The organism is Streptomyces sp. CHD11 (genome assembly GCF_018638295.1).
Lineage (GTDB): Bacteria > Actinomycetota > Actinomycetes > Streptomycetales > Streptomycetaceae > Streptomyces.
The window spans coordinates 1-23,366 of sequence record NZ_JABTTS010000038.1; the positions used below are offsets into that span (position 1 = coordinate 1).

Below are 23,366 nucleotides of genomic sequence, written 5' to 3' on the forward strand. Positions count from 1 at the left end.
GGCCGGCGCCGGGCCCTGGGGCGCCTGGGGGGCGGGCTGCGCGTACGGATTGGCGGCCGGGGCGCCAGGGGCCGCCGCGGGGGCCCCGGGAGCGCTGTAGGGGCCCGTGGGCGCCTGGGCCGGCGCACCCTGGGGCGCCGGCCCAGGCGCGAAGGGCTGCTGCCCGCCCTGCTGAGGCGGCGGCGGCGCGTACCAGCCGGGCTGTCCCTGACCCGGGACCGGCATCGGCGGCTGCGTGCCGGGCGGCAGCGGCTGCTGGAGCCCTTCCCTCTGGTCGGTGGTCGAGCGGTAGTCGACGGCGCCCTGCGTCATCCGCATGTACGCCTCCTCCAGCGAGGCCTGGTGCGGCGACAGCTCCCACAGCCGTACGTCGTTGTCGTGGGCGATGTCGCTGATGCGCGGCAGCGGCAGTCCCGTCACCCGCAGACCGCCGTCCTGCTCGGGCAGCACATGCCCGCCGGCCTCGGTGATGGCCGAGGACAGCTTCTCGCGCGCCTGCGGCTCGGAGTCCGGCGTGCGCACCCGCGCGAAGTCGGCGGAGTTGGCCGAGATGAAGTCCTTCACGCTCATGTCGGCCATCAGCTGTCCGCGGCCGATCACGATGAGATGGTCGGCGGTCAGCGCCATCTCGCTCATCAGGTGCGAGGAGACGAAGACCGTGCGGCCCTCCGAGGCGAGCGACCGCATCAGGTTGCGCACCCAGAGGATGCCCTCGGGGTCGAGACCGTTGACCGGCTCGTCGAAGAGCAGCACCTGCGGGTCGCCGAGCAGCGCGGCGGCGATGCCGAGCCGCTGGCCCATGCCGAGGGAGAAGCCCTTCGACCGTCTGCCCGCCACGTCGTGCAGACCCACCACGCCCAGCACCTCGTCCACCCGGCGGGCCGGGATGCCCGACAGCTGGGCCAGGCTCAGCAGGTGGCTGCGGGCGCTCCGGCCGCCGTGCACCGCCTTGGCGTCCAGCAGCGCGCCGACCTGACGGGGCGCGTTGGGCAGCCTGCGGTACGGGTAGCCGCCGATCGTGACGTGGCCCGCGCTGGGGTTGTCCAGGCCGAGGATCATCCGCATCGTCGTCGACTTGCCCGAGCCGTTCGGACCCAGGAAACCGGTGACGGCACCCGGTCGCACCTGGAAGGAAAGGTTGTACACAGCGGTCTTGTCGCCGTACCGCTTGGTCAGGCCGACTGCCTCGATCATGCTCCGCACCCATCGAAAGGTTCAGGACAGCGGGGCACACGCCCCCGTAAGGGTTAGGAGGATATAGGGGCGCTGACGGTTCCGCCCAAGGCCTGGTAAAAACCGGCCCGGCGACCGCTCACTGCGCGTCGCGCCTCTTCAGCAGCACGTAACCGCCGATCAGTGCGGCGGCCACCCACAGCGCCATGATGCCCAGGCCGCCCCAGGGTCCGTAGGGGGTGTCGTCGTCGACCGGCGTGACCACCCGCATGATTCTGCTGCCGGCCTGGTCGGGCAGGAACCGGCCGACCTTCTCCGTGGCGTCGACGTTGCCGAGGATGTTGGAGATCAGGAAGAAGAACGGCATCAGGATGCCGAGCGACAGCATGGGGGAGCGCAGCATCGTGGCGACGCCCATCGAGAACAGCGCGATCAGCGTCATGTACAGGCCGCCGCCGATCACTGCCCGCAGCACCCCGGCGTCACCGATGGACGCCTTGTACTCTCCGAGCATCCACTGGCCCAGGAAGAAGGCGGCGAAACTGGTCGCCATGGAGATGACGAGGGCGAGCGCGGTGGCCACCACGAGCTTGCTGAACAGGAAGGTGCCGCGCTGCGGCACGGCCGCCAGCGAGGCCCGGATCATGCCGGTGCTGTACTCGTTCGACACCACCAGCACCCCGAACACGATCATCGCGAGCTGACCGAGACTCGTCCCGGCGAAGCTGATGAAGGTCGGGTCGAAGGAGAGCCGGTCCCGGGTGCTCAGGGAATCGAACTCGCTTCTCGACAGGGCCGAGATCAGCATGCCGAGCGCGATGGTGACGACCACCGCCAGCGAGAGCGTCCACACCGTGGACGCCACCGACCGGATCTTGGTCCACTCCGACCGTACGACCTGCGTCGCCGCCATGCTCAGCCCTTCTTCCAGCTCTCGCCCCACGGCTGCGGGGGCGCGGGCGTGCCGGAGTGGGCGTGGTACTCCACCGACTCCGCGGTCAACTGCATGAACGCCTCCTCCAGGGAGGCCTTCTGCGGGCTCAGCTCGTGCAGCACCAGCCCGCCGCGCGCCGCCAGCTCCCCGATCTCCTCGGCCCGGGAGCCGTCCACCTCCAGCGCTCCGTCGCCGCTCTCCACGGCGGTGATCCCCGCCCCGTGCAGCGCGTCCAGCAGCAGCTCGCGCTGAGGGCTGCGCACCCGGACGTAGGAGCGGGAGTTGCGCTCGATGAACTCGGCCATCGAGGTGTCGGCGAGCAGCCGGCCCTGGCCGATGACCACCAGATGGTCGGCGGTCAGCGCCATCTCGCTCATCAGATGGGACGACACGAAGACCGTACGGCCCTGGGCGGCGAGCGACTGCATCAGCGTGCGGATCCAGTGGATGCCCTCGGGGTCGAGCCCGTTGACCGGCTCGTCGAACATCAGGATCCGCGGATCACCCAGGAGCGCGGCCGCGATGCCGAGCCGCTGGCCCATGCCGAGCGAGAACCCCTTGGCCTTCTTCCGCGCCACCGCCGTCAGCCCGACCGCGTCCAGCACCTCGCGCACCCGGCGCTCGGGGATGCCGTTGCTCTGCGCGAGGCAGAGCAGATGGTTGTGGGCGCTGCGGCCCGGGTGCATCGCCCTGGCCTCGAGCAGGGCACCGATGCGGGTCAGCGGGTCCTTGAGCCGCTCGTAGTGCGTGCCGTCGATCCGCACGTCACCGGCGGTCGGGTGATCCAGACCCAGGATCATCCGCATGGTGGTCGACTTCCCGGAGCCGTTCGGACCGAGGAAGCCGGTGACCATGCCGGGTCTGACGGTGAAGGTCAGATCCCTGACCGCCAGCTTCTCGCCGTACCGCTTGGTCAGCCCCTCGAGCTCGATCATGCGGCCACGCTAGAACGGGACAAAGCCCTCTGCCACCTCAGTGGCAGAGGGCTTCGCCGGTGTGCGCCGCGCCGTTACCGGGACTGCTGGGCCGGAACCCCGCGGGAGACCGGCTCCTCCTCCGCGGCCGGAGCGCCGGTCGCGGCCACCGCGGCGCCCGTGAGCGTCGCCAGCATCTCGCGGACGTTCGTCAGCTGGGCGTTGATCGAGTCGCGGCGGTTGGTCAGCGCCGCGAGCTCACGCTCGGATTCCGAACGGATCCGGTCGGCCTTGGCGTTGGCGTCCGCCACGATGTCCTCGGCCTGGCGCTGCGCGGTCTCCACCGTCTGGCGGGCGCGGCGCTCGGCGTCGGTGCGCAGCTTCTCGGCCTCCAGGCGCAGCTGCTCCGCGCGGTGCTCGATCTCCGCCAGACGCTTCTCCGCCTTGGCCTGGCGCGAGGCCAGGTCACGCTCGGACTGCTCGCGCCGCTTGGCGAGGTTCGTCTCGAAGTCGGCGGCGGCCTGCGCGGCCTTGGCGCGGGTCTCCTCGAAGAGGGCGTCCGCCTCCTCCCGCTTGGACTGCGCGTCCTTCTGCGCCTCGGAACGGAGCTGGGACGCCTCGCCCTTGGCCTTCTCGACGATCCGGACGCCCTCGTCCTCCGCCTTGGACTTGCGCTCGGCGGCGTACGACTCGGCGTCGTTGCGCACCTGCTGCGAGGCCGACTCGGCGAGCTCGCGGTGCTGCTCCGCCGCGCGCCGGGCCTCCTCGCGCAGGTCCTTCGCCTCCTCCTCGGCGAGGCGGAGGATCTTCTCCACACGCGCGCCGAGACCCGCGTACGACGGCTCGGCGTCGGTGACCTGGGCCTGGGCGTTCTGTGTCTCGAGGTGGAGCTCTTCGATGCGCTTTTCCAGAGCGGTGATGCGGGCGAAGGCGCTGTCGCGATCAGAGGTGACCTTGGAGATGTACTCGTCCACCTGAGCGCGGTCGTACCCACGCCGCACGTGCTCGAAGCCGTAGGGGGAAGTGTCGCTCATGGGGTTCCTGTCGAATGAGACCGGTGAGGTGATAGGGGGAATCCTAGGGGCCGAAGCGGTGTGTCATCGAGCGGATGCACGTTTGATACGGAGAATGACACCCCTTTTGAGTGGCGCGCCGCCGGAAAGCTTGCCAAGGCCACGATCAAAGCCCTCACCGTACAGGGGATTTCGCCCGCTTTGCTAGCTATCCGATGACTTGCCACCCGTACGGGTAGCACCCGCCGCGGCCCCCGCCTTGACCCCGCTGTCCTTGCCGCCGGCCGGCGCCTCCAGGGACCCCAGCGCCTCCAGGACGTCCTGCACGCGGGAGATCTCCGCGTTGATGTCCTCGCGGCGCCGCACCAGCACCTCCAGCTCGCGCTTGCCCTCCTCGACCGTGCGCCGCGCCTCGCGGACCGCCTCGGCCTTCAGCTCCTCGGCCTCCTTCACGAGCGAGGCCTTCTTCTGCTCCGCCTCCTTCAGCAGACCCTCGGCCTTCTTCACCGCGGCGATCCGCACCTTGCCGGCCTCGGAGTTGGCCTCGGAGACGATCTCCTTGGCCTTCGCCTCCGCCTTGGCCAGCTGCTCCTCCGCCGCCTTGATCAGCGCGTCACAGCGGTCACCCGTGGACTTCATCGTCTCCGCCGCCTCACGGCGGGCCCGCGCGTGCAGCTCCTCGATCTCACCGGTGAGGCGGTCGCGCAGCTCCTCGGCGCGCTCCCTGATCTGCGTCGCGTCCCGGCGCGCGCCGACCAGCAACTCGTCCGCGTCGCTACGGGCCTTCTCCACCCGCGAGTTGCCCTCGACCGTCGCCTCCGCCACCAGCCGCTCGGCCTCGCTGCGAGCCGCGCCGACCATCGTGTCGGCCTGCGACTCGGCCTCCGCCGTCGTCTTCTGCGCCTGCTGCTGTGCCTCGGTGAGCAGCTTGTCCGCCTCGGCGGCGGTCTCCGTGATGAGGGTGTCGACCTGCTCGGCCGCCTCGGAGCGCCGCCTGTTGGCCTCCCCGCGGGCCTCGTCCAGCGTCCGCTCGGCCTGCTCACGCGCGCCGGACACCATCCGCTCGGCCTCCGACTCCGCGTCGGACCTGACCCGCTCGGAGTCCCGGCGGATCCGTTCCGCCTGCGCCTGCGCCGATCCGACCGTCTCCGCCGCCTCGGCCCGCAGCCGCTCCGCGTCGCCGGTGGCGTCCGCGATCAGCTTCTCCGCCTTGGCGACCGACTCCGACCGCACCCGCTCGGCCTCGGCGACCGTCTCGGTACGCAGCCGGTCGGTCTCGGTGATGGTGTCCTCGGTGAGCCGCTCGGCCTCGGCGCGCGCCTCGGTGATGAGCGTGTCCGCCTGCGTCGCCGCGTCCGAACGGATCCGGTTGGCGTCCTCACGGGCCTCGGCCCGGGTGCGCGAGGCGGTCTGCTCGGCCTCGGCGACGGCGTCCGACGCCTCCGTGCGCATCCGCTGGGCCTGCTCGGACACATCCGAGCGGATCCGCTCGGCCTCCGTGATCGCCTCGGACACGGTGCGCTCGGCCAGCGACTTGGCGGCCTCCGTCTCCTCGTGCGCCTCGCGCCGCAGCCGGCCCGCGTCCTCGCTCGCCCGCTCCCGCTCCGCGTAGGCGTCGGCGCGGACCCGGTCCGCCTCCTCCTCCGCCTCGCGCCGCGTACGGTCCGCCGTGTGCTCGGCGGCGCTGCGCAGCCCGGTGATCTCCTCCTGCGCCTGCTCGTGCAGCCCCGCGACGGAATCCCGCACCTGCTGGGCATGGAGCTCGGCCGCCGACACCATCTCCGTGGCGCGCCGGTCCGCCTCCTCGACCAGGCGTACGGCCTCGGCCTGTGCCTCCTCCACGCGGGTGCGCGCGGCGGCCAGCAGCTCCTCGCTCTGCTCGCGGGCCCGCTCGCGCTCCTGGCCCGCTTCCTCACGGGCCGCGCCGAGGAGCTCCTCTGCCTCGCGGCGGCGCCGGGCGGCCTCCTCCTGCGCGGCGGCCAGCGTCTCGGAGGCCTCCGTACCGATCCGCTCGGCGGCGGCCTGTGCCTCCGCGCGCATCCGGTCGGCGCTGTCCTGCGCCTCGGACTTCAGCCGCTCCGCCTCCGCCGCGGCCTCCGACCGCAGCCGCACGGCGACGGACTCGCCCTCCGCGCGGGACGCCGACGCGTCCGCGGCGGCCTCCGTGCGCAGCCGCTCGGCCTCCGCCTCCGCCTGCTGCTGGAGCGTACGGACCCGCTCGGCGGCCTCCGAACGCAGCCGCTCGCCCTCCTCGGACGCCTCCCGGCGGATCCGCCCGGCCTCCTCGCGCGCCTCGCCCAGCGCCTGCTCGGCGGCGGCGAGCCGCTCCTCGGCCTCGGTGTGCAGCCGCGTCAGATCGTCGGCCGCCTCCGCGCGACGGGCCTCCACGGCCCGCTCGGTCTCCTCGCGCAGCTCACGCGCGCCCCGCTCGGCGTCCTCCCTGAGCGCGTCCGCCTGCTCGACGGCCTCCGCACGGTGCCGCTCGGCCTCCTTGCGGGTGCGCTCCAGCGTCTCCTCGGCCTGCCGGCGCAGCGTCGTGGCGCGCTCGATGGCCTCGGTGCGGACCTTCTCGCTGTCCGTCTGCGCGGTGGACCGCAGCTCGTCGGCGTCCGCCTTGGCCTTGGCGAGCAGCTCCTCGGCGGACTTCGCCGCCTCCTCGATCTGCGCCACGGCCTCCTTGCGGGCCTCCGCGCGGATCTTCTCGCCCTCGCCGACCGCGTCCGCGCGCAGCTGCTCGGCCTCGCCGCGCAGCCGGCGGGCCTCCTCCTGCAGCTCGACCGTCTTGGCGCGGTACTCCTTGGTGTCGTCCTTCGCCGCGCCCTTGAGCTCCTGGGCGATGTCGTGCGCCTCGGCGCGCAGCCGGTCCGCCTCGGTCTCGGCCTCCCGGCGGATCCGCTCGGCCTCCTCGGCCGCCGCCTTCGTGGTCTGCTTGGCCTCCTCGGCCGCCTTGTTCAGTACGTCCTCGGCGGTCCTGGCCGCCTTCGAGAGCTGGGTGGCGGACTCCTCGGCGGTGAGCGTGCGGGCCTTCTCCGCGGCCTCCGTGACGATCTTCTCGGCCTGCGCGCGGGCGTCGGCGACCAGCTGCTCGGCGTCCGCCCTGGTGGTCTCGGCCTCCTTGGTGGCCTCGCTGACCAGCCGCGCCACCTGCTCCTTGGCGGTCCGCGTACGGGTCTCGTTGGCGGACTCGGCGGAGGCGATCGCCTTGCCGGCGGCCTCCTTCGCCTGGCTGAGGACCTTCTCCGCCTCGGCGCGCGCCTCGCGCAGCGCGGTCTCGGCCTCCGACATCCGCTGCTCGGCGGTCCTGGCGAGCTCCTGCGCCTCACGGCGCGCCGACTCCGACTCGGTGACCGTGGACGTCCGCAGCTGCTCGGCGTGGTCGGTGGCCTCCTGGGCCTGCGACGACGCGGCGTTCAGCAGCCGCTCGGCGTCCGCGCGGGCGCGGCGCAGCAACTGCTCGGCCTCCGCACGGGCCGACTCGGCGTCGCTCTGCAGCCGCTGGCGGGCCTCGGCGGTCACCCGCTCGGCCTCGGCACGGGCGGCGGCCAGGGCCTGTTCCCGCTCCGCGCGGGTCTCCTCCAGCAGCCGGCGGGCCTGCTCCTCGGTGCGGGCCCGCAGCTGCTCCGCCCACGCCACGTTCTCGTTGACGTGCGACTCGACGGTCTGCCGGCGCTCCGCCAGCTCCTGGTCGAGCTGCTGGCGCCGGGTCACCGCCTCCTGGTGCAGCTCCGCCTGGAGCCGGGCCGCCTGCTCCGCGTGCTCCTGGAGGATCCGCTGGGTCTGTGACCGGGCCTGGCTCAGCTCCCGCTCGGCGTCCGCGCGGAGCTGATCGGCCTGCGTCTGCGCGTTGCGCAGCATCTGCTCGGCCTGGTAGCCGATGTCACCGCCGTCGTAGGCGGGCCGGGACATGATGGTGCGCCGCGCCTCGTGCAGCTTGGCGCGCAGCACCTCGACCTGGTAGCCGAGGTCCTCGGCGTGCTGGATCGCCTTTTCCCGCTCGGTCTTCAGCCGCTTCATCTCGGCTTCGAACCGAGAGAGGTGGTCGACGTCAGCCGCCGGCTCTCGCTCCTGGCTCTCGTAGCCCCGCACTGCGCGGTCCCATCCGTCCCCTGGTCGCAAGTCTGGCCGAGCACCGTCCATCCGCCGAACGGGGCCCCCGGGGGAATGGTGTCAGATCATCGGCGGAGCATGGGCTGCTGCCCCGCGCTCGCCCCCCGAAACCCGGACCCCGGCGCTCCCGTCGCCAAAGACGACGGGACGGTCACCACGGATCGAGCGGCGACCGGACCCAACCCTACCGGCCCATATGTACGTGGGTCAGTGCTCGGACGACTCAACGGGCGCCGAAGTGACCAGTTCTGTCAGTACGCCATGGCAGTCCTTGGGGTGCAGGAAGGTGATCCGTGACCCCATGGAGCCGCGCCGGGGCTCTTCGTACAGAACGCGTACGCCCTTCTCCTTGATCCCGGCCGCCTCGGTGTCCACATCCGCCGTACCGAAAGCGATGTGGTGGACGCCCTCGCCGTTCTTCGCGAGCCACTTGGCGACGGCGGAGTCCTCCCGGGTCGGCTCGAGCAGCTGCAGGTAGGAGGCGCCGCCGTCCGAGGTGTCGTTGATCTTCAGCATGGCCTCGCGCACGCCCTGCTCCTCGTTGACCTCGGAGTGGAAGACCTCGAAGCCGTACGTGGCCCGGTAGAACTCCACCGTCCTGTCCAGGTCGAAGCAGGCGATCCCGATGTGGTCGATTCGCGTCAGCATGGACTCAGTGCAGCGCTCCCGGGACGGTTACGCAACGTGCGCGCGATCACACCGAAAGGCCGATGACGGGGTCGACCGCAGGTCAGTACATTCGAAGTAAACCCTCGTTCACTCTTCGGCTGTGCAGCCGGAAGGGGATAACAGACTCATGTCTTCCGCAACTTCCGCATCATCCGCAACGAACGGCACGACCTCCGTCATCGTCGCGGGCGCCCGCACCCCCATGGGTCGGCTGCTCGGCTCGCTGAAGTCCTTCTCCGGGGCCGACCTCGGCGGCTTCGCGATCAAGGCCGCCCTCGACCGTGCGGGGATCGGCGGCGACCAGGTCCAGTACGTGATCATGGGCCAGGTGCTCCAGGCCGGGGCGGGGCAGATCCCGGCCCGCCAGGCCGCCGTCAAGGCCGGCATCCCGATGAACGTCCCGGCGCTCACCGTCAACAAGGTCTGCCTGTCCGGCCTGGACGCCATCGCGCTCGCGGACCAGCTCATCCGCGCCGGTGAGTTCGACGTGATCGTCGCCGGCGGCCAGGAGTCCATGACCAACGCCCCGCACCTGCTGCCGAAGTCCCGCGAGGGCTTCAAGTACGGCGCGGTGCAGATGATCGACGCCATGGCGCACGACGGTCTGACCGACTCCTTCGAGAACATCGCCATGGGCGAGTCCACCGAGAAGCACAACACCCGCCTCGGTATCGCCCGCCCCCAGCAGGACGAGATCGCCGCACTGTCCCACCAGCGGGCCGCCGCCGCGCAGAAGAACGGCGTCTACGAGGCCGAGATCACCCCGGTCGAGATCCCGCAGCGCAAGGGCGACCCGGTCCTGTTCAGCAAGGACGAGGGCATCCGCGGCGACACCACCGCCGAGTCCCTCGGCAGGCTCCGCCCCGCCTTCGCCAAGGACGGCACCATCACCGCCGGCACCTCCTCGCAGATCTCGGACGGTGCGGCGGCCGTGGTCGTGATGAGCAAGGCCAAGGCGCAGGAGCTGGGCCTGGAGTGGATCGCCGAGATCGGCGCCCACGGCAACGTCGCGGGCCCCGACAACTCCCTCCAGTCGCAGCCGTCCAACGCCATCCGGCACGCGCTGAAGAAGGAGGGCCTGGAGGTCTCCGACCTCGACCTCATCGAGATCAACGAGGCCTTCGCGGCGGTCGCCGTCCAGTCAATGAAGGACTTGGGCGTTTCCATCGAAAAGGTGAACGTCAACGGGGGTGCCATCGCCCTCGGTCACCCGATCGGCATGTCCGGCGCCCGGCTGGTGCTGCACCTCGCGCTGGAGCTGAAGCGGCGCGGCGGCGGTGTCGGCGCGGCGGCGCTGTGCGGTGGCGGCGGCCAGGGTGACGCGCTGATCGTGCGGGTACCCAAGGCCTGACCGGGGCCTGCCCGCGGGTTCGCTGATTTCCCTCTTGTGAACGGAGCTGTGATGCAGGACGTCTCCTCGCTGGTCGCCCAGGCCAGGGAAGGCAGGCCGCGGGCCGTGGCCCGGCTGATCTCCCTGGTGGAGGGGGCGTCACCGCAGCTCAGGGAGGTCATGGCGGCCCTGGCGCCGCTGACCGGGAACGCCTACGTGGTCGGCCTCACCGGCTCACCGGGGGTGGGCAAGTCGACCTCCACCTCGGCCCTGGTGACCGCGTACCGCAAACAGGGCAAGAGGGTCGGCGTCCTGGCCGTCGACCCGTCCTCCCCGTTCTCCGGCGGAGCCCTGCTCGGTGACCGCGTCCGGATGTCGGAGCACGCCTCCGACCCCGGCGTCTACATCCGCTCGATGGCCACCCGCGGCCACCTGGGTGGCCTCGCCTGGTCGGCGCCGCAGGCGATCCGCGTCCTGGACGCGGCCGGCTGCGACGTGGTCCTGGTCGAGACGGTCGGCGTCGGCCAGTCGGAGGTGGAGATCGCCTCCCAGGCCGACACCTCCGTGGTCCTGCTGGCCCCCGGCATGGGCGACGGCATCCAGGCCGCCAAGGCCGGAATCCTGGAGATCGGCGACGTCTACGTCGTCAACAAGGCCGACCGCGACGGCGCCGACGCCACCGCCCGCGACCTCAACCACATGCTCGGCCTCGGCGAGTCCCGGGCCCCGGGCGACTGGCGCCCCCCGATCGTCAAGACGGTCGCCTCCCGCCAGGAGGGCGTCGACGAGGTGGTCGAGGCGCTGGAGAAGCACCGCGCGTGGATGGAGGAGCGAGGCGTTCTCACGGAACGCCGCCTGGCCCGGGCCTCCCGCGAGGTGGAGACCATCGCCGTCACCGCCCTGCGCGAACGCATCGGCGACCTGCACGGCGACCGCCGCCTGGGCGCACTCGCGGAGCGCATCATCACCGGCGAACTGGACCCGTACCGTGCGGCGGACGAACTGGTGGAGGGCCTGACACGGGGCTGAGTGGCCTGCGCCGGCACGTGGGACCAACCCGGCTGAAGCCCCTTGCTCGCGCTCGACACCGTCCCCGGCTGCGGCCGTGCATCCGCAGCCGGGGGGCGGCATCGAGCGGCGTCAGAGATCGTCAGGCAGCAGCCGGAAGGCGGGTTCTCCGGTGAGCGGCCGCATCATGCGGAAGTGGCGGTTCCTGGTGAAGAGGGACGTCGTCCGGAAGGCCGCCGCCAGTGCCACGTTCATCGCGTCCGCCAACCCCACTCCTGCCCCACCGTCGGTCTCGGAGTACCCGCGCATCACTGCCATGGCCGCCCTCAGATGTGGCCCGGTCTCGGGGATCTCGAACCTGCGGGCCTCGGTCTGCCCTGCGATGAAGTCCAGCGCGTTCACAGCGGCCCCGGATCCGATCCGTGACGTCAGCAAGTAGTCCAGTTCGGTGAGCACCATGGGGGAGACCACCAGGTGCCCCACGCGGGCCAGGGCTTCCCGATGAGTGGTGTGGCGGGGGTCTTTCGGGGTGAACAGCCGGTACAGGGCGTTGGTATCGGCGATGACGACCGGGACGTCAGTCATCGATCTCCTCGGCCGTGACCTCACCCATGCCGCGGAGCGTCGCCTCGATCTCGTCGTCGTCGAGTACCGGACCGTCGAGGTCAGGAATGTCCAGGTGGCCCATGGGGTCGGTGCGGAACGGGTACGCAGGGCGGCCGCCCGTCGGTGTCCCCCGGGGAACGATGTCCCCTATGGGCACGCCGTCCCGGGTGATGGTTACCGTCTCCCCGGCCGCCACACGGGCCAGGACGCGTGATGTCTGCTGATTGAGCTCCCTGAGCGGAACCTCGGCACCGTCACTCATCCGTTCACTGTACTACGCGTTCTACATCGCGGATGGTCCGCGCTCCGGGAACGGGAGAGGGAAGGGGCGGTGGGGGCGGAACCCCTCACCGCCCACCCGGCCCACCATGGTCAGTCGTCGTCGGAGTCCCCGTCGTCGTCCCGGTCGGCGGTGACCTTCCCGCTGTTCAGATCGACCCGCCAGTCACGGTCGTCGTCGCCCCCGCCGGAGACACGCGTCTCGGCCTCCCAGCGCCGGTCGTCGTCGTCATCGAGGTCGACGGAGACGACCGTCCCCTTGGCGGCAGCCGCCTTCGCGGCCTGCTCGGCGGTCACCTTCGCGTCCTTCAGCGCGGCCCGCACCTCGGCGGCGTCGTCCTCGTCGTCCTTTTCCGCGCCGAGGACCTTGCCGGTGGCCGGGTCGATCCACACGCTGCGCCAGGTGTCGCCCTTCCCGAGGACGTCGACCTCCCAGGCGCCGTCGTCCAGCTCGGCGGAGACGGCCGTACCGGGTGTGTGCCTCAGCGCGGCGGCGATGGCGTCGGCGGCGGTCACGTCACCGGAGACGGCACGGTCGTCGTCACGCGTGCCGTCCCGGCGGTCGTCGTCCCGGCGGTCGTCGTCCTGACCGTCGTCGTCCCGGCGGTCGTCGTTGCCACGGTCGTCCCGGTCGTCGTCCCGGTCGTCGTCGTCCGCGGCCCGGTTCTCCGCCCGCGTCACCGGAGTGGAGCCGTCGTCGTCCCCCGAGACCGCGATGGCCGTCGCCGTCCCCCCGCCGACCAGAGCCGCGGCCGTGACGACGGCGATCACGATGTTGCGCTTCATGTGGGTTCCTCCCGAGTCGCAGTGTTTCGCGCTGTGCACCATCAATCTCGCCGACCGACGCTGAGAGGAACCTGAAGCCGCCTGAAGTGATCTTCAGGTTCGCTTTGCGACCCTTGGCCCATGCGCCTGCTCATCGTGGAGGACGAAAGACGTCTCGCCCTCTCCCTCGCCAAGGGCCTGACCGCCGAGGGTTACGCCGTGGACGTCGTCCACGACGGCCGGGAGGGACTGCACCGGGCGACGGAGGGCACGTACGACCTCCTGATCCTCGACATCATGCTGCCCGGCCTGAACGGCTACCGGGTCTGCGCCGCCCTGCGCGCCGCCGGGCACGACGTGCCGATCCTGATGCTCACCGCCAAGGACGGGGAGTACGACGAGGCCGAGGGTCTGGACACCGGCGCCGACGACTACCTCACCAAGCCGTTCTCGTACGTCGTCCTCGTCGCCAGGATCAAGGCGCTGCTGCGCCGCCGGGCGACCTCCGGCGCCTCCCCGGTCCATGTGCACGGCGATCTCAAGGTCGACACGGCCGCCCGCAGGGTGTTCCTGGGCGAGGACGAGGTGGCGCTGACCGCCAAGGAGTTCTCGGTGCTGGAGCAGCTCGTCCTGCGGGCCGGCCAGGTGGTGTCCAAGGCCGACATCCTGGAGCACGTCTGGGACTTCGCCTACGAGGGCGACCCGAACATCGTCGAGGTGTACATCAGTGCCCTGCGCCGCAAACTCCGCGCCGGGCTCATCCGCACCGTGCGCGGTGCCGGCTACCGGCTGGAGACGGCGCCGTGAGCCGCCTGTTCGGCTCGGTCCGCGCGCGGGCGACGCTCGGCGCCACCCTCGTCGTCGCGGTGGCCCTCGTCGCGGCCGGCACCGCCGTCCTGCTGTCCCTGCGCTCGAACCTGATCGGCGAGGCCGGCACCCGGGCGGAGCAGTCCGCGCGGGCGATCGCCTCCGAACTCGCCACCCGGACGCCGTACGACCGGCTCTCCGGACTGGACGGCGACGACCGGCCGGTGCAGATCGTCGACGAGGACGGGACGCTGGTCGCGGCCTCCGAGGACCTCCAGCGGATCGACGGCACGGCGACGACCGAGGTGACACCACGTCCGTCGGCACCGGGCGACGATGACGACGGCGACGACGGCGACGGCGACGACGGTGATGACGACGCCAACGACTCCGGCGCGTCCCTGCCCCCCGGCGAGATCGGCGGGGGCACGACCTTCAGCAACGGCTCGGCCACCATCGACGGCGACGCCGAGGACTACCGGTTCGCCGCCGTGGACGTGGGAACCGCCGACCGGGGCCGCCTGACCGTCACCGCGGGCGCTCCGCTCGCCGCCGAGCACAGCGCCGTGAGCACCACGCTGACCGGCATGCTCATCGGCCTGCCGCTGCTGCTCGGGGTCGTCGCCGGAGTGACCTGGCTGGTCACCGGCCGGGCGCTGCGCCCGGTGGAGGGCATCCGCCGGGAGATGGCCGCGATCACCGCCTCCGAGGACCTCACCCGCCGCGTCCCCGAACCGGCGACGCACGACGAGATCGCCCGCCTCGCCAGCACCACCAACGAGACCCTCGCCGCGCTGGAGGCGTCCGTGGAGCGGCAGCGGAGGTTCGTCGCCGACGCCTCCCACGAGCTGCGCAGCCCCATCGCCTCCCTGCGCACCCAGCTCGAGGTGGCCGCCGCCCACCCCGAACTCCTCGACCTGGACGGAGCCGTGGAGGACACCGTGCGGCTCCAGCGCCTCGCCGCCGATCTGCTGCTGCTCGCCCGGCTGGACGCGGGGGAGCGGCCCGCCGACGCCCGGGTGGAGCTGGCTGCGATGGCCCGTGAGGAGGCCACGGGACGGACCGGCGTGACGGTGGACGCGGAGCCGGCGGAGGTGACCGGATCGCGGGGGCAGCTCGGCCGGGTGCTCGCCAACCTGCTGGACAACGCCGGGCGGCATGCCCGCGAGCGGGTCACCGTGACCGTGCGCCGCGAGGGTTCCTGGGCGGTGCTCGGCGTGGCCGACGACGGTGAGGGGGTGGCCGAGGCCGACCGGGAGCGGATCTTCGAGCGGTTCGTACGGCTGGACGCCGCCCGGAGCCGGGACGACGGCGGCGCCGGTCTCGGCCTGGCGATCGCGCGGGACGTCGCCGTACGGCACGGCGGAACGCTCACCGCGGGTGCGGCGCCGGCCGGCGGAGCCCTGTTCGAGCTCCGCCTGCCGCTCACCGGCTGAGACCGGCGGGCGGCGTCGGCGCCGGGGGCGTCAGGAGCGCCCGCGCTGCCCCCGCAGGTGCTCGGCGATGGGCTTGAGCGCCTTGTCGAGCTCGGTGAGCGTCTCGGGTGCGAGCAGGTCGATGAAGTGTCTGCGCACGGACGCCACGTGGTGCGGCGCGACCTTCTGCATGGTCTCCATGCCGTGGTCGGTGAGGACGGCGTACAGTCCGCGGCGGTCCGACTCGCAGTGCTCCCGCCGGACCAGGTTCGCGTTCTCCATACGGGTGATCTGGTGCGAGAGGCGGCTCTTGGACTGCATGGTGGCGGAGGCGAGGTCGCTCATCCGCATCCGCCGGTCGTCCGACTCGGACAGGTTCACCAGGATCTCGTAGTCGTTCATTGTCAGGCCGAACGGCTGCAGATCCTTCTCGAGCTGGTAGGTCAGCAGCTTGTTGACCTCCAGGTGGGTGCGCCAGGCGCACTGCTCCGCATTGGTCAGCCAGCGGGTGGCCGTCTCGGTCTCCATGAATGAAGTCTACCTAAGAAAGTTGAAAGGCGAACTAATGAGGCTTCCGTGTGACATCGCGATCACGCGTTCGATGTCACACCCCGCACATTACCGTTCACAGCCCGAAGCGACGCTGGAGGTCTCCGAGCTGTCCGGGAAGACGCGGTGCCCCCGCCCCCTGCCCGTGGCCACCCGGAACCCCTCCGCCGGGCACCCCCGGCTCGTGCGGAGGCACCCCCGTCGCCTGCTCCGTCATCAGCGCCTCGGACGACTGGAGCAGCACCGTGCCCGCCCCCACGAACTCGAACTGGTGCTCCTCGCCGGAGGCCCCGCCCAGGCCCGTCATCGCACGTAGACCGCCCATCACGCCGGTCATGTACCCGTGGTCGTAGTGGTGGCACGGCGACGGGCAGTCCGCCCAGCCGACCAGCGCCTGCGGATCCACCCGGATCGGGGGCTCCATGAACACCACCGGGCCGTTGGACGCCGCCACGAACTTCCCGGTTCCGATCAGCGTCAGAAAACCCGGCACGATCGACTGCTTCAGCGAAAGACTTGGCTGAAAAGCTAGCAAGTTGCCCGAGCGAATGGTCAGGTTGCCGTCCTCGAGGTCGTACGAATTCACATCGAAGGCCCGGTCGGCGAGGAGCATCTTGCCCGAGCCCTCCGCCACGACCCAGTCGCTCGCGTGCAGAGGCGAATGGAACGACGTACGGACAAGTCGGTCGAGTCGCCCGTGCCCGATCCCGTTGAACTCGATCGAACCGTAGTAGGCGATCATCTTCCCCTTCTGCATGAACCACTGGGTGCCCTTGAGCTCCACGCAGAAGGTGTAGTGATCGACGTTGTCATCGGCCGGCAGCGTCATCGGGTCGTGGACGGCGGGCCCGGCGCCGGGGTTCTGGAACGTGCTCACAGCTTCTCCTCGGACGCCTGGACGTACACGGCACCGCTGCCGCTCAGCTCCAACTGGAAGGCCTCACCGGAGCCCCGGCCCACCATGTCCCGCCAGCCGAGGGCGGTCGACAGCTTGTTGCGGACGTCACCGTGATGGGCGACGTAGGCCTGCGGGTCGACGCGCACCGGCCGCTGCGGGGTGATCGGGATCTCGATCACCCCGCCGTGCGCCATCACGCCGACCGATCCGTGCCCCTTCAGCGTGGTGGTGAACAGCCCCTGCCCCGAGACCTGCCCCCGCACCATGCCCATCACCCCGCCCTGGGAGCCGAGGAACACCGTGCCCTGCTCCAGCGTGCCCTCGAAGGCGAGCAGCCGGTCGGCCTCGACGTACAGGGTGTCCCCGGAGAGGCTGATCACCTGGATGTGGTGGCCGCCGTGCCCGAACAGGACGGTGCCGCTCCCCTCGACGGTCATCAGGGGCGTGTCCTCGTTGGCGACCCGCCGCCCGATCATCGACGTCAGCCCGCCCTGCCCGCCGCGCAGATTCGGGGTGAAGCTCACCTCGCCCCGGTACGCGAGCATCGCGCCGCGCTGACTGAACAGCCGCTGCCCCGGCGCCACCGTCGCCTCGATCATCTTCGAGTTGATCTCCCGGAAGGCCATGTCACACATCCCCCGCGATCGTGTTGCGCTCGCTGGGCTGGACGTAGACCACCCCGTCGCCCTCGAACCGGATCTGGAAGGCCTCGCCGCCGCCCTCTCCCATGAAGGTGCGGAAGGTCACGCCCGACTGGAACGACTGCCGCAGGTTCCCCTGATGGGCCACATAGGCGCCCGGGTCGACCGTCAGCGGATACTGCGCGCTGACCCGGAGCAGCAGGGCCGGCCCGTCCGACATGATCGCCGCCTGCCCGTGCCCCTCGATCGTGGTCGTGAACAGCCCGTTGCCCTGCGTGGCCCCGCGCATCCCGGTGAACGTGGTCCCGGTGCGCAGCCCGCCGTCGGTCGCCAGCAGATTGCTGGATTCGACGTACAGCGTCTCGCCCCGCAGCCCCACCAGGTTGATCTCGGAGGCCCGGTCCGCGAAAAAGCAGGTCCCGTGCCCCTTCACCTCCATCAGCGTCATCTGCTCGCCCGTGAGCCGCCGGGTCACCATCCCCCGGAGCCCTTCACCACCACCGCTGAGCTTCTTGAAGGCCATCTCTCCGTCGTACGCGACCATGGAGCCGTTCTTCGCCTTCACGGCATCCCCGGTCATGTCGACGGCGAGCACCTTGCTGCTCTGAAGTCGGAACATCGCCACGCTTGCGACGGTAGCTGCACCTTTGCCTCCGCCGACAGATCCGGAAGGGGGAGTCGTACCCCGATCGAACCCGTACGTGACCCCCTCCGGTGATCGCGTACGGGGTTTGCCACAATGGACGCGCTTGTGCGTATGTTCACAAGCCATCCGCACCGTCGACACCGACGTCTCTCCCACCGAAGGTGACCCGTGGACATCAAGACCGCCTCCGCCCTCCGCCGACTCCGCCTGGTCTCGGGCCCCGAAGCGATCTCGTTCCTGCTGCTCCTCGTCTGCTCGGTCCTGAAGCGGACCACGGACTTCAACGCCGTCCCGGTCATGGGCGCGGTCCACGGCTTCCTCTTCGTCCTCTACGTGCTCCTCTGGGCCGACGCCTGGAACCGCGCCAAGTGGCCGCTGAAGACCGCCGCCTTCTACTTCGCGATGTCGGTCCTGCCGGCCGGCGGCTTCTTCGCCGAGCGCCGCCTCAAGCGCGAGGCCGAGGACGCGGTGATCGCCTCCCGCGCCCGCACCGAGACCGAGGGGGTCGTCGGCGCATGATCGTCGCCTTCTCCGTGACGCCGCTCGGCGTCGGCGAGGACGTGGGGGAGTACGTCGCCGACGCCGTGCGCGTGGTCCGCGAGTCGGGGCTGCCGAACCGCACCGACGCGATGTTCACCTCCGTGGAGGGCGACTGGGACGAGGTCATGGACGTCGTCAAGCGCGCCGTGGCCGCGGTGGAGGCCCGCGCACCGCGCGTCTCCGTCGTCCTCAAGGCGGACATCCGCCCGGGTGTGACGGACGGCCTCACCTCGAAGGTGGAGACCGTCGAGCGGCACCTGGCCGAGTAGCCGGATGCGGGGGCGGCGTCCCCCGGGACCCAGTGGTGCCGCGCCGGACCGGTCGGGCCCACTGGGTCTCTTCGTGTGTCCGTGGCCGCTGCTACCGGCCGGGCCCGCCCGCCTGCCCGTCGTCCGGTACGTCAGGCATGTCCGGCCCCAGCCGCTCACCGCGCAGCACGGCGACCATGACCGCGCCCTGGAGTGAGCGGTCCGTTGCGACGGGACCGATGTGTGAGACAGGGCTGACCGCCATATGACCGGCCGGTAGGGTCTGGTCCGTGCCGAAGCCGCTCAGTCTCTCGTTCGATCCCATCGCCCGCGCCGACGAGCTCTGGAAGCAGCGCTGGGGAAGTGTGCCGTCGATGGCCGCGATCACCTCGGTCATGCGCGCGCACCAGATTCTGCTGGCCGAGGTCGACGCGGTGGTCAAGCCGTACGGGCTCACGTTCGCGCGGTACGAGGCGCTGGTGCTGCTGACCTTCTCCAAATCCGGTGAGCTGCCGATGTCCAAGATCGGCGAACGGCTGATGGTGCATCCCACGTCGGTGACGAACACCGTGGACCGCCTGGTGCGCTCCGGTCTGGTGTCCAGGCGCCCCAACCCCAACGACGGCCGCGGCACCCTCGCGACGATCACCGACAAGGGCCGTGAGGTGGTCGAGTCGGCCACCCGCGACCTGATGGCGATGGACTTCGGCCTGTCCGCCTACGACGCCGAGGAGTGCGGCGAGCTCTTCGCGATGCTCCGCCCGCTGCGGCTGGCGGCGGGGGACTTCGAGGGGGACTGACCCCCGCCAAGATCTCCCGGGCCGGGCGGTTACGCTCGACGGCATGAAGAAGAGCGTGTTCACCCGTTACCGGGTCATGGCCTACGTCACCGGTGTTCTCCTCGTCGCGCTGACCTTCGGCATGATCGGTAAGTACGTGCTCGACGTGGGTGGCGCGGCCGAGTTCACGCAGGTGGTCAGCATCGCCCACGGCTGGCTCTACGTGGTCTACCTGATCTTCGCCTTCGACCTCGGGTCCAAGCTGAAGTGGCCGGTCAAGAAGCAGCTCTGGGTGCTGCTGGCCGGTACCGTTCCCACGGCCGCCTTCTTCGTGGAGCGGCGGATCAGCCGTGAGCTCGAGGGCAGGATCGCGGACGGGGAACCCGCGGTCGCGTAACGCGTCTCACCGCCGTACGGAGCAGCGTGCGGCGGTCTCCCATCGACATTTACTTGGACGTCCTAGTAAATTCGTGGGTATGGACGCTCACGCCATCGAGGAAGGCCGCCGACGCTGGCAGGCCCGCTACGACGCCGCTCGCAAACGCGACGCGGATTTCACCACGCTCTCCGGCGATCCCGTGGAGCCGGTGTACGGTCCCCGGCCAGGGGACACCTATGAGGGCTTCGAGCGGATCGGCTGGCCGGGGGAGTACCCCTTCACCCGCGGGCTGTATCCGACCGGCTACCGGGGGCGGACCTGGACCATCCGGCAGTTCGCCGGATTCGGGAACGCCGAGCAGACCAACGAGCGCTACAAGATGATCCTCGGCAACGGCGGGGGCGGGCTCTCCGTCGCCTTCGACATGCCGACGCTCATGGGCCGCGACTCCGACGACCCCCGCTCGCTGGGCGAGGTCGGGCACTGCGGGGTGGCCATCGACTCGGCGGCCGACATGGAGGCCCTGTTCCAGGGCATCCCGCTCGGTGACGTGACGACCTCCATGACGATCAGCGGGCCCGCCGTGCCCGTCTTCTGCATGTACCTGGTCGCCGCCGAGCGGCAGGGCGTCGACCCGGGCGTGCTCAACGGCACGCTGCAGACGGACATCTTCAAGGAGTACATCGCGCAGAAGGAGTGGCTCTTCCAGCCGGAGCCCCATCTGCGGCTCATCGGCGACCTGATGGAGCACTGCGCGGCCGGCATCCCCGCGTACAAGCCGCTGTCGGTCTCCGGGTACCACATCCGCGAGGCCGGTTCGACGGCCGCGCAGGAACTGGCGTACACGCTCGCCGACGGCTTCGGGTACGTGGAGCTGGGGCTCAGCCGCGGGCTGGACGTCGACGTCTTCGCCCCCGGCCTCTCCTTCTTCTTCGACGCGCACCTCGACTTCTTCGAGGAGATCGCCAAGTTCCGCGCGGCCCGGCGGATCTGGGCGCGCTGGATGCGGGACGTCTACGGCGCGCGGAGCGACAAGGCGCAGTGGCTGCGGTTCCACACCCAGACCGCCGGGGTCTCGCTCACCGCGCAGCAGCCGTACAACAACGTCGTACGGACCGCCGTCGAGGCGCTGGCCGCCGTGCTCGGCGGGACCAACTCCCTGCACACCAACGCCCTCGACGAGACCCTCGCGCTGCCCAGCGAGCAGGCCGCCGAGATCGCCCTGCGCACCCAGCAGGTGCTGATGGAGGAGACGGGCGTCGGCAACGTCGCGGACCCGCTGGGCGGTTCCTGGTACGTCGAACAGCTCACGGACCGCATCGAGGCGGACGCCGAGAAGATCTTCGAGCAGATCAAGGAGCGGGGCCTGCGGGCGCACCCGGACGGGAAGCACCCGATCGGGCCGATCACCTCCGGCATCCTGCGCGGCATCGAGGACGGCTGGTTCACCGGCGAGATCGCCGAGTCGGCGTTCCGCTACCAGCAGTCGCTGGAGAAGGGCGACAAGCGGGTCGTCGGCGTCAACGTCCACACCGGGTCGGTCACCGGCGACCTGGAGATCCTGCGGGTCAGCCACGAGGTGGAGCGCGACCAGGTGCGGCTGCTGGGCGACCGCAAGGCCGGACGCGACGACGCGAAGGTGCGCGGCGCGCTGGACGCCATGCTCGACGCGGCCCGCTCCGGCGCCAACATGATCGAGCCCATGCTCGACGCCGTACGCGCGGAGGCGACCCTCGGCGAGATCTGCGGCGTCCTGCGCGACGAGTGGGGCGTGTACACGGAGCCGGCCGGCTTCTGAGCCGGGGCCGGACGGACGGGGCTGCGACGGCAGGCGCCGTGTCGAAGGACACGGCGCCTGCCGTCCGTGCCGCCGGGTGCCGGCCCACCCCGTCCTCGCGGAGGTCCCCGGCCGTGAGGACACCTCCCGCCTCCCGCCCCGTGCGGTCGTGCGGCACCGCTCCGGCGCGGGCACGTGCGGCCCCCGGAGTTCCCGGGCGGGATCCCCCGCCGCCCGGGAACGCTCAGCGGGAGATCAGCAGCACCCCGGCGTACGACAGCCCCGCCACGACCACCCACGCGCACAGGCCGAGCACCGCGACGCGGGCTCCCGTGCGGGTCAGGGCGGGCAGGTCGACCGCGCTGCCCAGGCCGAACAGGGCGGCGGCGAGCAGGAGTTCCTGGGCGACGTGGGCCGCGTCCAGAGCGGACGCGGGGAGCAGGCCCGTACTGCGCAGGGCCACGGCGGCCAGGAAGCCGAGGACGAACAACGGGACCAGCGGCACCCGGGGTGCCCCCGCCGCGCGCCCCGCGGACCGCCGCACCCCCAGCGCGACCGCGGCGACGATCGGGGCCAGCAGGGCCACCCGCATCAGCTTCACCAGGACCGCCTCGCCGAGCGCCGGAGCGCCCGCCGTCTGGGCGGTGGCGACCACCTGCCCGACGTCGTGCACGCTCGCACCGACCCAGCGGCCGAACTCCACGTCGCCCAGCCCGAGTACACCCTGCAGCAGCGGCAGTACGGCGATGGCGAGCGTCCCGCAGAGGGTTACCAGGGCGACCGAGGTGGCCGCGTCCCGTTCGTCGCTGCCCCGCGCCTCGCCCACCGCGCCGATCGCCGACGCCCCGCACACCGCGTACCCGGCGGCGATCAGCAGCGGCTGGTCGCCGGGCAGTCCCAGCCGTCTGCCGAGCCACCAGGTGCCCAGCAGGGTGACCGTGACCACGCCGAACACCATCAGGACGGTGGCCCAGCCCAGGGCGCGGATGTCGTCGAAGGCGAGCCGCAGCCCCAGGAGCACGATCCCGGCCCGCATCAGGCGCCTGCCCGCATACGACAGCCCCGGCCGCGCGGTGGTCCGTACGACGGTCCGCAGCCGCGGCAGATGCGCGGCCACGATGCCGAGCACCACCGCGGCGGTGAGCATCGGCACGGCGGGCAGGAGCCGGTGCACGCCCCAGGCGGCGGCCACCCCGAGCACGGCGAGGGCGAGTCCGGGACGGCGGGCGGGTACGGCCGGACCGTCCGGGGCCGTCGCCGCGGCGGGCCGCTCCCTCAGCAGCGCCATCAGCGGTCGGCCGGCTGCGGGTAGACGCGGCGGACGCTGGTGCCGGAGCGGGATATGTCGGCGCCGTAGACGTGCAGGGATATCGCCGTGCCCGGTCCGCCGTTCCAGACCCGGTGGATGTCCCCGGGCGGGGCGAAGCCGCAGACCTCGCCGGGTCCGCTCGCCACGTCGGCGGTGGCGACCAGCCGTGGGCCGGTGTCCGGCCCTTCGGCCGGCAGCAGCCGGTATCGCCGCTCGTGCTCCCGGCCCCGGTGGACGCCGGTGGTGCACCAGGCGATGTGGTCGTGCACGGAGGTGCCCTGGCCGGGCAGCCAGACCAGGGCGACGAGGGAGAAACTCCCGTCGTGCTCGGCGTGCAGCAGGTGCTGCCGGTAGCGCGCCGGGTCGCTCTCGCACTGTTCCGGGGTGAGCAGGTCGGCGGCGCCCAGGTGCGGCACGAGGCACTCGCCGACGAGGTGGGCCGTCGGGTCGGGCGGCAGTCCGCGGCCGACGGTGCCCGCAATGTCCGCGATCAGGGCGGTGAGGCGTGCGGTGGGGCGCGGGGCGGTGAAGGCGTTCGGGACACTGGTGGCACCGGCGGCAGGCATACGGGCAGCGTCGG

Annotated in this window: 25 protein-coding genes; 9 read left to right on the plus strand and 16 right to left on the minus strand. The window is 71.5% G+C overall.

Features of this window, described 5'->3' with window-relative positions:
* From HTV45_RS29920 to mce, 6 genes are all read right to left on the minus strand, one after another.
* A partial coding sequence (locus tag HTV45_RS29920) for an ABC transporter ATP-binding protein (protein ID WP_215209036.1) occupies window positions 1–1,194 on the minus strand: 1,194 nt, incomplete at its 3' end.
* A 118-nt stretch (window positions 1,195–1,312) separates the two neighbouring features.
* Window positions 1,313–2,086, minus strand: coding sequence for an ABC transporter permease (locus HTV45_RS29925; protein ID WP_215209037.1), 774 nt, complete (start codon window positions 2,084–2,086; stop codon window positions 1,313–1,315).
* 2 nt (window positions 2,087–2,088) lie between these two features.
* The gene (locus HTV45_RS29930) at window positions 2,089–3,042 is read right to left on the minus strand and encodes an ABC transporter ATP-binding protein (RefSeq protein ID WP_215209038.1); all 954 of its coding nucleotides are present in this window, start codon (window positions 3,040–3,042) and stop codon (window positions 2,089–2,091) included.
* A gap of 74 nt (window positions 3,043–3,116) precedes the next feature.
* Window positions 3,117–4,055, minus strand: a complete 939-nt coding sequence (locus tag HTV45_RS29935) for a DivIVA domain-containing protein (protein ID WP_215209039.1) — start codon at window positions 4,053–4,055, stop codon at window positions 3,117–3,119.
* A gap of 183 nt (window positions 4,056–4,238) precedes the next feature.
* On the minus strand, window positions 4,239–8,120 hold the full coding sequence (gene scy, locus HTV45_RS29940; RefSeq protein ID WP_215209040.1) for a polarized growth protein Scy: 3,882 nt from the start codon (window positions 8,118–8,120) through the stop codon (window positions 4,239–4,241).
* A 228-nt stretch (window positions 8,121–8,348) separates the two neighbouring features.
* Window positions 8,349–8,789, minus strand: a complete 441-nt coding sequence (mce, locus tag HTV45_RS29945) for a methylmalonyl-CoA epimerase (RefSeq protein ID WP_215209041.1) — start codon at window positions 8,787–8,789, stop codon at window positions 8,349–8,351.
* A gap of 148 nt (window positions 8,790–8,937) precedes the next feature.
* On the opposite strand from mce, the gene HTV45_RS29950 reads away from it, so the two are divergent.
* Both HTV45_RS29950 and meaB read left to right on the plus strand, forming a co-directional pair.
* The gene (locus HTV45_RS29950) at window positions 8,938–10,161 is read left to right on the plus strand and encodes an acetyl-CoA C-acetyltransferase (protein WP_215209042.1); all 1,224 of its coding nucleotides are present in this window, start codon (window positions 8,938–8,940) and stop codon (window positions 10,159–10,161) included.
* Between the two features lie 51 nt (window positions 10,162–10,212).
* Entirely contained in the window at window positions 10,213–11,169 is a 957-nt protein-coding gene (meaB, locus tag HTV45_RS29955; protein ID WP_215209043.1) for a methylmalonyl Co-A mutase-associated GTPase MeaB, read from the plus strand.
* A gap of 111 nt (window positions 11,170–11,280) precedes the next feature.
* On the opposite strand, the gene HTV45_RS29960 is transcribed toward meaB, so the two are convergent.
* The 3 genes from HTV45_RS29960 to HTV45_RS29970 form a co-directional block, all read right to left on the minus strand.
* Entirely contained in the window at window positions 11,281–11,733 is a 453-nt protein-coding gene (locus tag HTV45_RS29960; protein WP_215209044.1) for a PIN domain-containing protein, read from the minus strand.
* Window positions 11,726–12,016, minus strand: a complete 291-nt coding sequence (locus HTV45_RS29965; protein ID WP_215209045.1) for a type II toxin-antitoxin system Phd/YefM family antitoxin — start codon at window positions 12,014–12,016, stop codon at window positions 11,726–11,728. The genes HTV45_RS29960 and HTV45_RS29965 overlap by 8 nt, the downstream gene beginning before the upstream one ends.
* A 110-nt stretch (window positions 12,017–12,126) precedes the next feature.
* Window positions 12,127–12,819: a PepSY domain-containing protein gene (locus HTV45_RS29970; protein WP_215209046.1), complete on the minus strand. Its 693-nt coding sequence runs from the start codon at window positions 12,817–12,819 to the stop codon at window positions 12,127–12,129.
* A gap of 120 nt (window positions 12,820–12,939) precedes the next feature.
* On the opposite strand from HTV45_RS29970, the gene HTV45_RS29975 reads away from it, so the two are divergent.
* Both HTV45_RS29975 and HTV45_RS29980 read left to right on the plus strand, forming a co-directional pair.
* Complete coding sequence (locus HTV45_RS29975; RefSeq protein WP_215209047.1) at window positions 12,940–13,605, plus strand: response regulator transcription factor; 666 nt, start codon at window positions 12,940–12,942, stop codon at window positions 13,603–13,605.
* A complete protein-coding gene (locus HTV45_RS29980; protein WP_215209048.1) occupies window positions 13,602–15,041 on the plus strand; it encodes an ATP-binding protein in 1,440 nt (479 codons plus the stop codon). The genes HTV45_RS29975 and HTV45_RS29980 overlap by 4 nt, the downstream gene beginning before the upstream one ends.
* 30 nt (window positions 15,042–15,071) lie before the next feature.
* On the opposite strand, the gene HTV45_RS29985 is transcribed toward HTV45_RS29980, so the two are convergent.
* The 4 genes from HTV45_RS29985 to HTV45_RS30000 all read right to left on the minus strand — a co-directional run bounded on the left by HTV45_RS29985 (window position 15,072) and on the right by HTV45_RS30000 (window position 17,727).
* Entirely contained in the window at window positions 15,072–15,548 is a 477-nt protein-coding gene (locus tag HTV45_RS29985) for a MarR family winged helix-turn-helix transcriptional regulator (protein ID WP_215209049.1), read from the minus strand.
* A 97-nt stretch (window positions 15,549–15,645) separates the two neighbouring features.
* Window positions 15,646–16,446, minus strand: coding sequence for an AIM24 family protein (locus HTV45_RS29990; RefSeq protein WP_215209050.1), 801 nt, complete (start codon window positions 16,444–16,446; stop codon window positions 15,646–15,648).
* Entirely contained in the window at window positions 16,443–17,093 is a 651-nt protein-coding gene (locus HTV45_RS29995; RefSeq protein ID WP_215209051.1) for an AIM24 family protein, read from the minus strand. Before HTV45_RS29995 ends, HTV45_RS29990 begins: the two co-directional genes overlap by 4 nt.
* Window position 17,094: 1 nt before the next feature.
* On the minus strand, window positions 17,095–17,727 hold the full coding sequence (locus HTV45_RS30000; protein WP_215209081.1) for an AIM24 family protein: 633 nt from the start codon (window positions 17,725–17,727) through the stop codon (window positions 17,095–17,097).
* A gap of 195 nt (window positions 17,728–17,922) precedes the next feature.
* Here HTV45_RS30000 and HTV45_RS30005 point away from each other — a divergent pair, with 195 nt between their 5' ends.
* Window positions 17,923–18,273, plus strand: coding sequence for a DUF3817 domain-containing protein (locus HTV45_RS30005; protein ID WP_215209052.1), 351 nt, complete (start codon window positions 17,923–17,925; stop codon window positions 18,271–18,273).
* Window positions 18,270–18,563, plus strand: a complete 294-nt coding sequence (locus HTV45_RS30010; protein WP_215209053.1) for an MTH1187 family thiamine-binding protein — start codon at window positions 18,270–18,272, stop codon at window positions 18,561–18,563. The genes HTV45_RS30005 and HTV45_RS30010 overlap by 4 nt, the downstream gene beginning before the upstream one ends.
* A gap of 91 nt (window positions 18,564–18,654) precedes the next feature.
* Here HTV45_RS30010 and HTV45_RS30015 read toward each other — a convergent pair whose 3' ends face one another.
* Window positions 18,655–18,807, minus strand: a complete 153-nt coding sequence (locus HTV45_RS30015; protein ID WP_215209054.1) for a hypothetical protein — start codon at window positions 18,805–18,807, stop codon at window positions 18,655–18,657.
* A 25-nt stretch (window positions 18,808–18,832) separates the two neighbouring features.
* Between HTV45_RS30015 and HTV45_RS30020 the strand changes: the two genes are divergently transcribed.
* The 3 genes from HTV45_RS30020 (at window position 18,833) to HTV45_RS30030 (ending at window position 21,498) form a co-directional block, all read left to right on the plus strand.
* Window positions 18,833–19,342 carry a MarR family winged helix-turn-helix transcriptional regulator gene (locus HTV45_RS30020; protein WP_215209055.1) on the plus strand — a complete coding sequence of 170 codons (510 nt, stop codon included), beginning with the start codon at window positions 18,833–18,835 and terminating at the stop codon, window positions 19,340–19,342.
* 43 nt (window positions 19,343–19,385) lie between these two features.
* On the plus strand, window positions 19,386–19,718 hold the full coding sequence (locus tag HTV45_RS30025; RefSeq protein ID WP_215209056.1) for a DUF3817 domain-containing protein: 333 nt from the start codon (window positions 19,386–19,388) through the stop codon (window positions 19,716–19,718).
* Window positions 19,719–19,797: 79 nt separating this feature from the next.
* Window positions 19,798–21,498 carry a methylmalonyl-CoA mutase gene (locus HTV45_RS30030; protein ID WP_215209057.1) on the plus strand — a complete coding sequence of 567 codons (1,701 nt, stop codon included), beginning with the start codon at window positions 19,798–19,800 and terminating at the stop codon, window positions 21,496–21,498.
* Between the two features lie 223 nt (window positions 21,499–21,721).
* On the opposite strand, the gene HTV45_RS30035 is transcribed toward HTV45_RS30030, so the two are convergent.
* Both HTV45_RS30035 and HTV45_RS30040 read right to left on the minus strand, forming a co-directional pair.
* The gene (locus HTV45_RS30035; protein WP_215209058.1) at window positions 21,722–22,765 is read right to left on the minus strand and encodes a YeiH family protein; all 1,044 of its coding nucleotides are present in this window, start codon (window positions 22,763–22,765) and stop codon (window positions 21,722–21,724) included.
* The gene (locus HTV45_RS30040; protein WP_215209059.1) at window positions 22,765–23,352 is read right to left on the minus strand and encodes a cysteine dioxygenase family protein; all 588 of its coding nucleotides are present in this window, start codon (window positions 23,350–23,352) and stop codon (window positions 22,765–22,767) included. The genes HTV45_RS30035 and HTV45_RS30040 overlap by 1 nt, the downstream gene beginning before the upstream one ends.
* Between the last annotated feature and the right edge of the window lie 14 nt (window positions 23,353–23,366).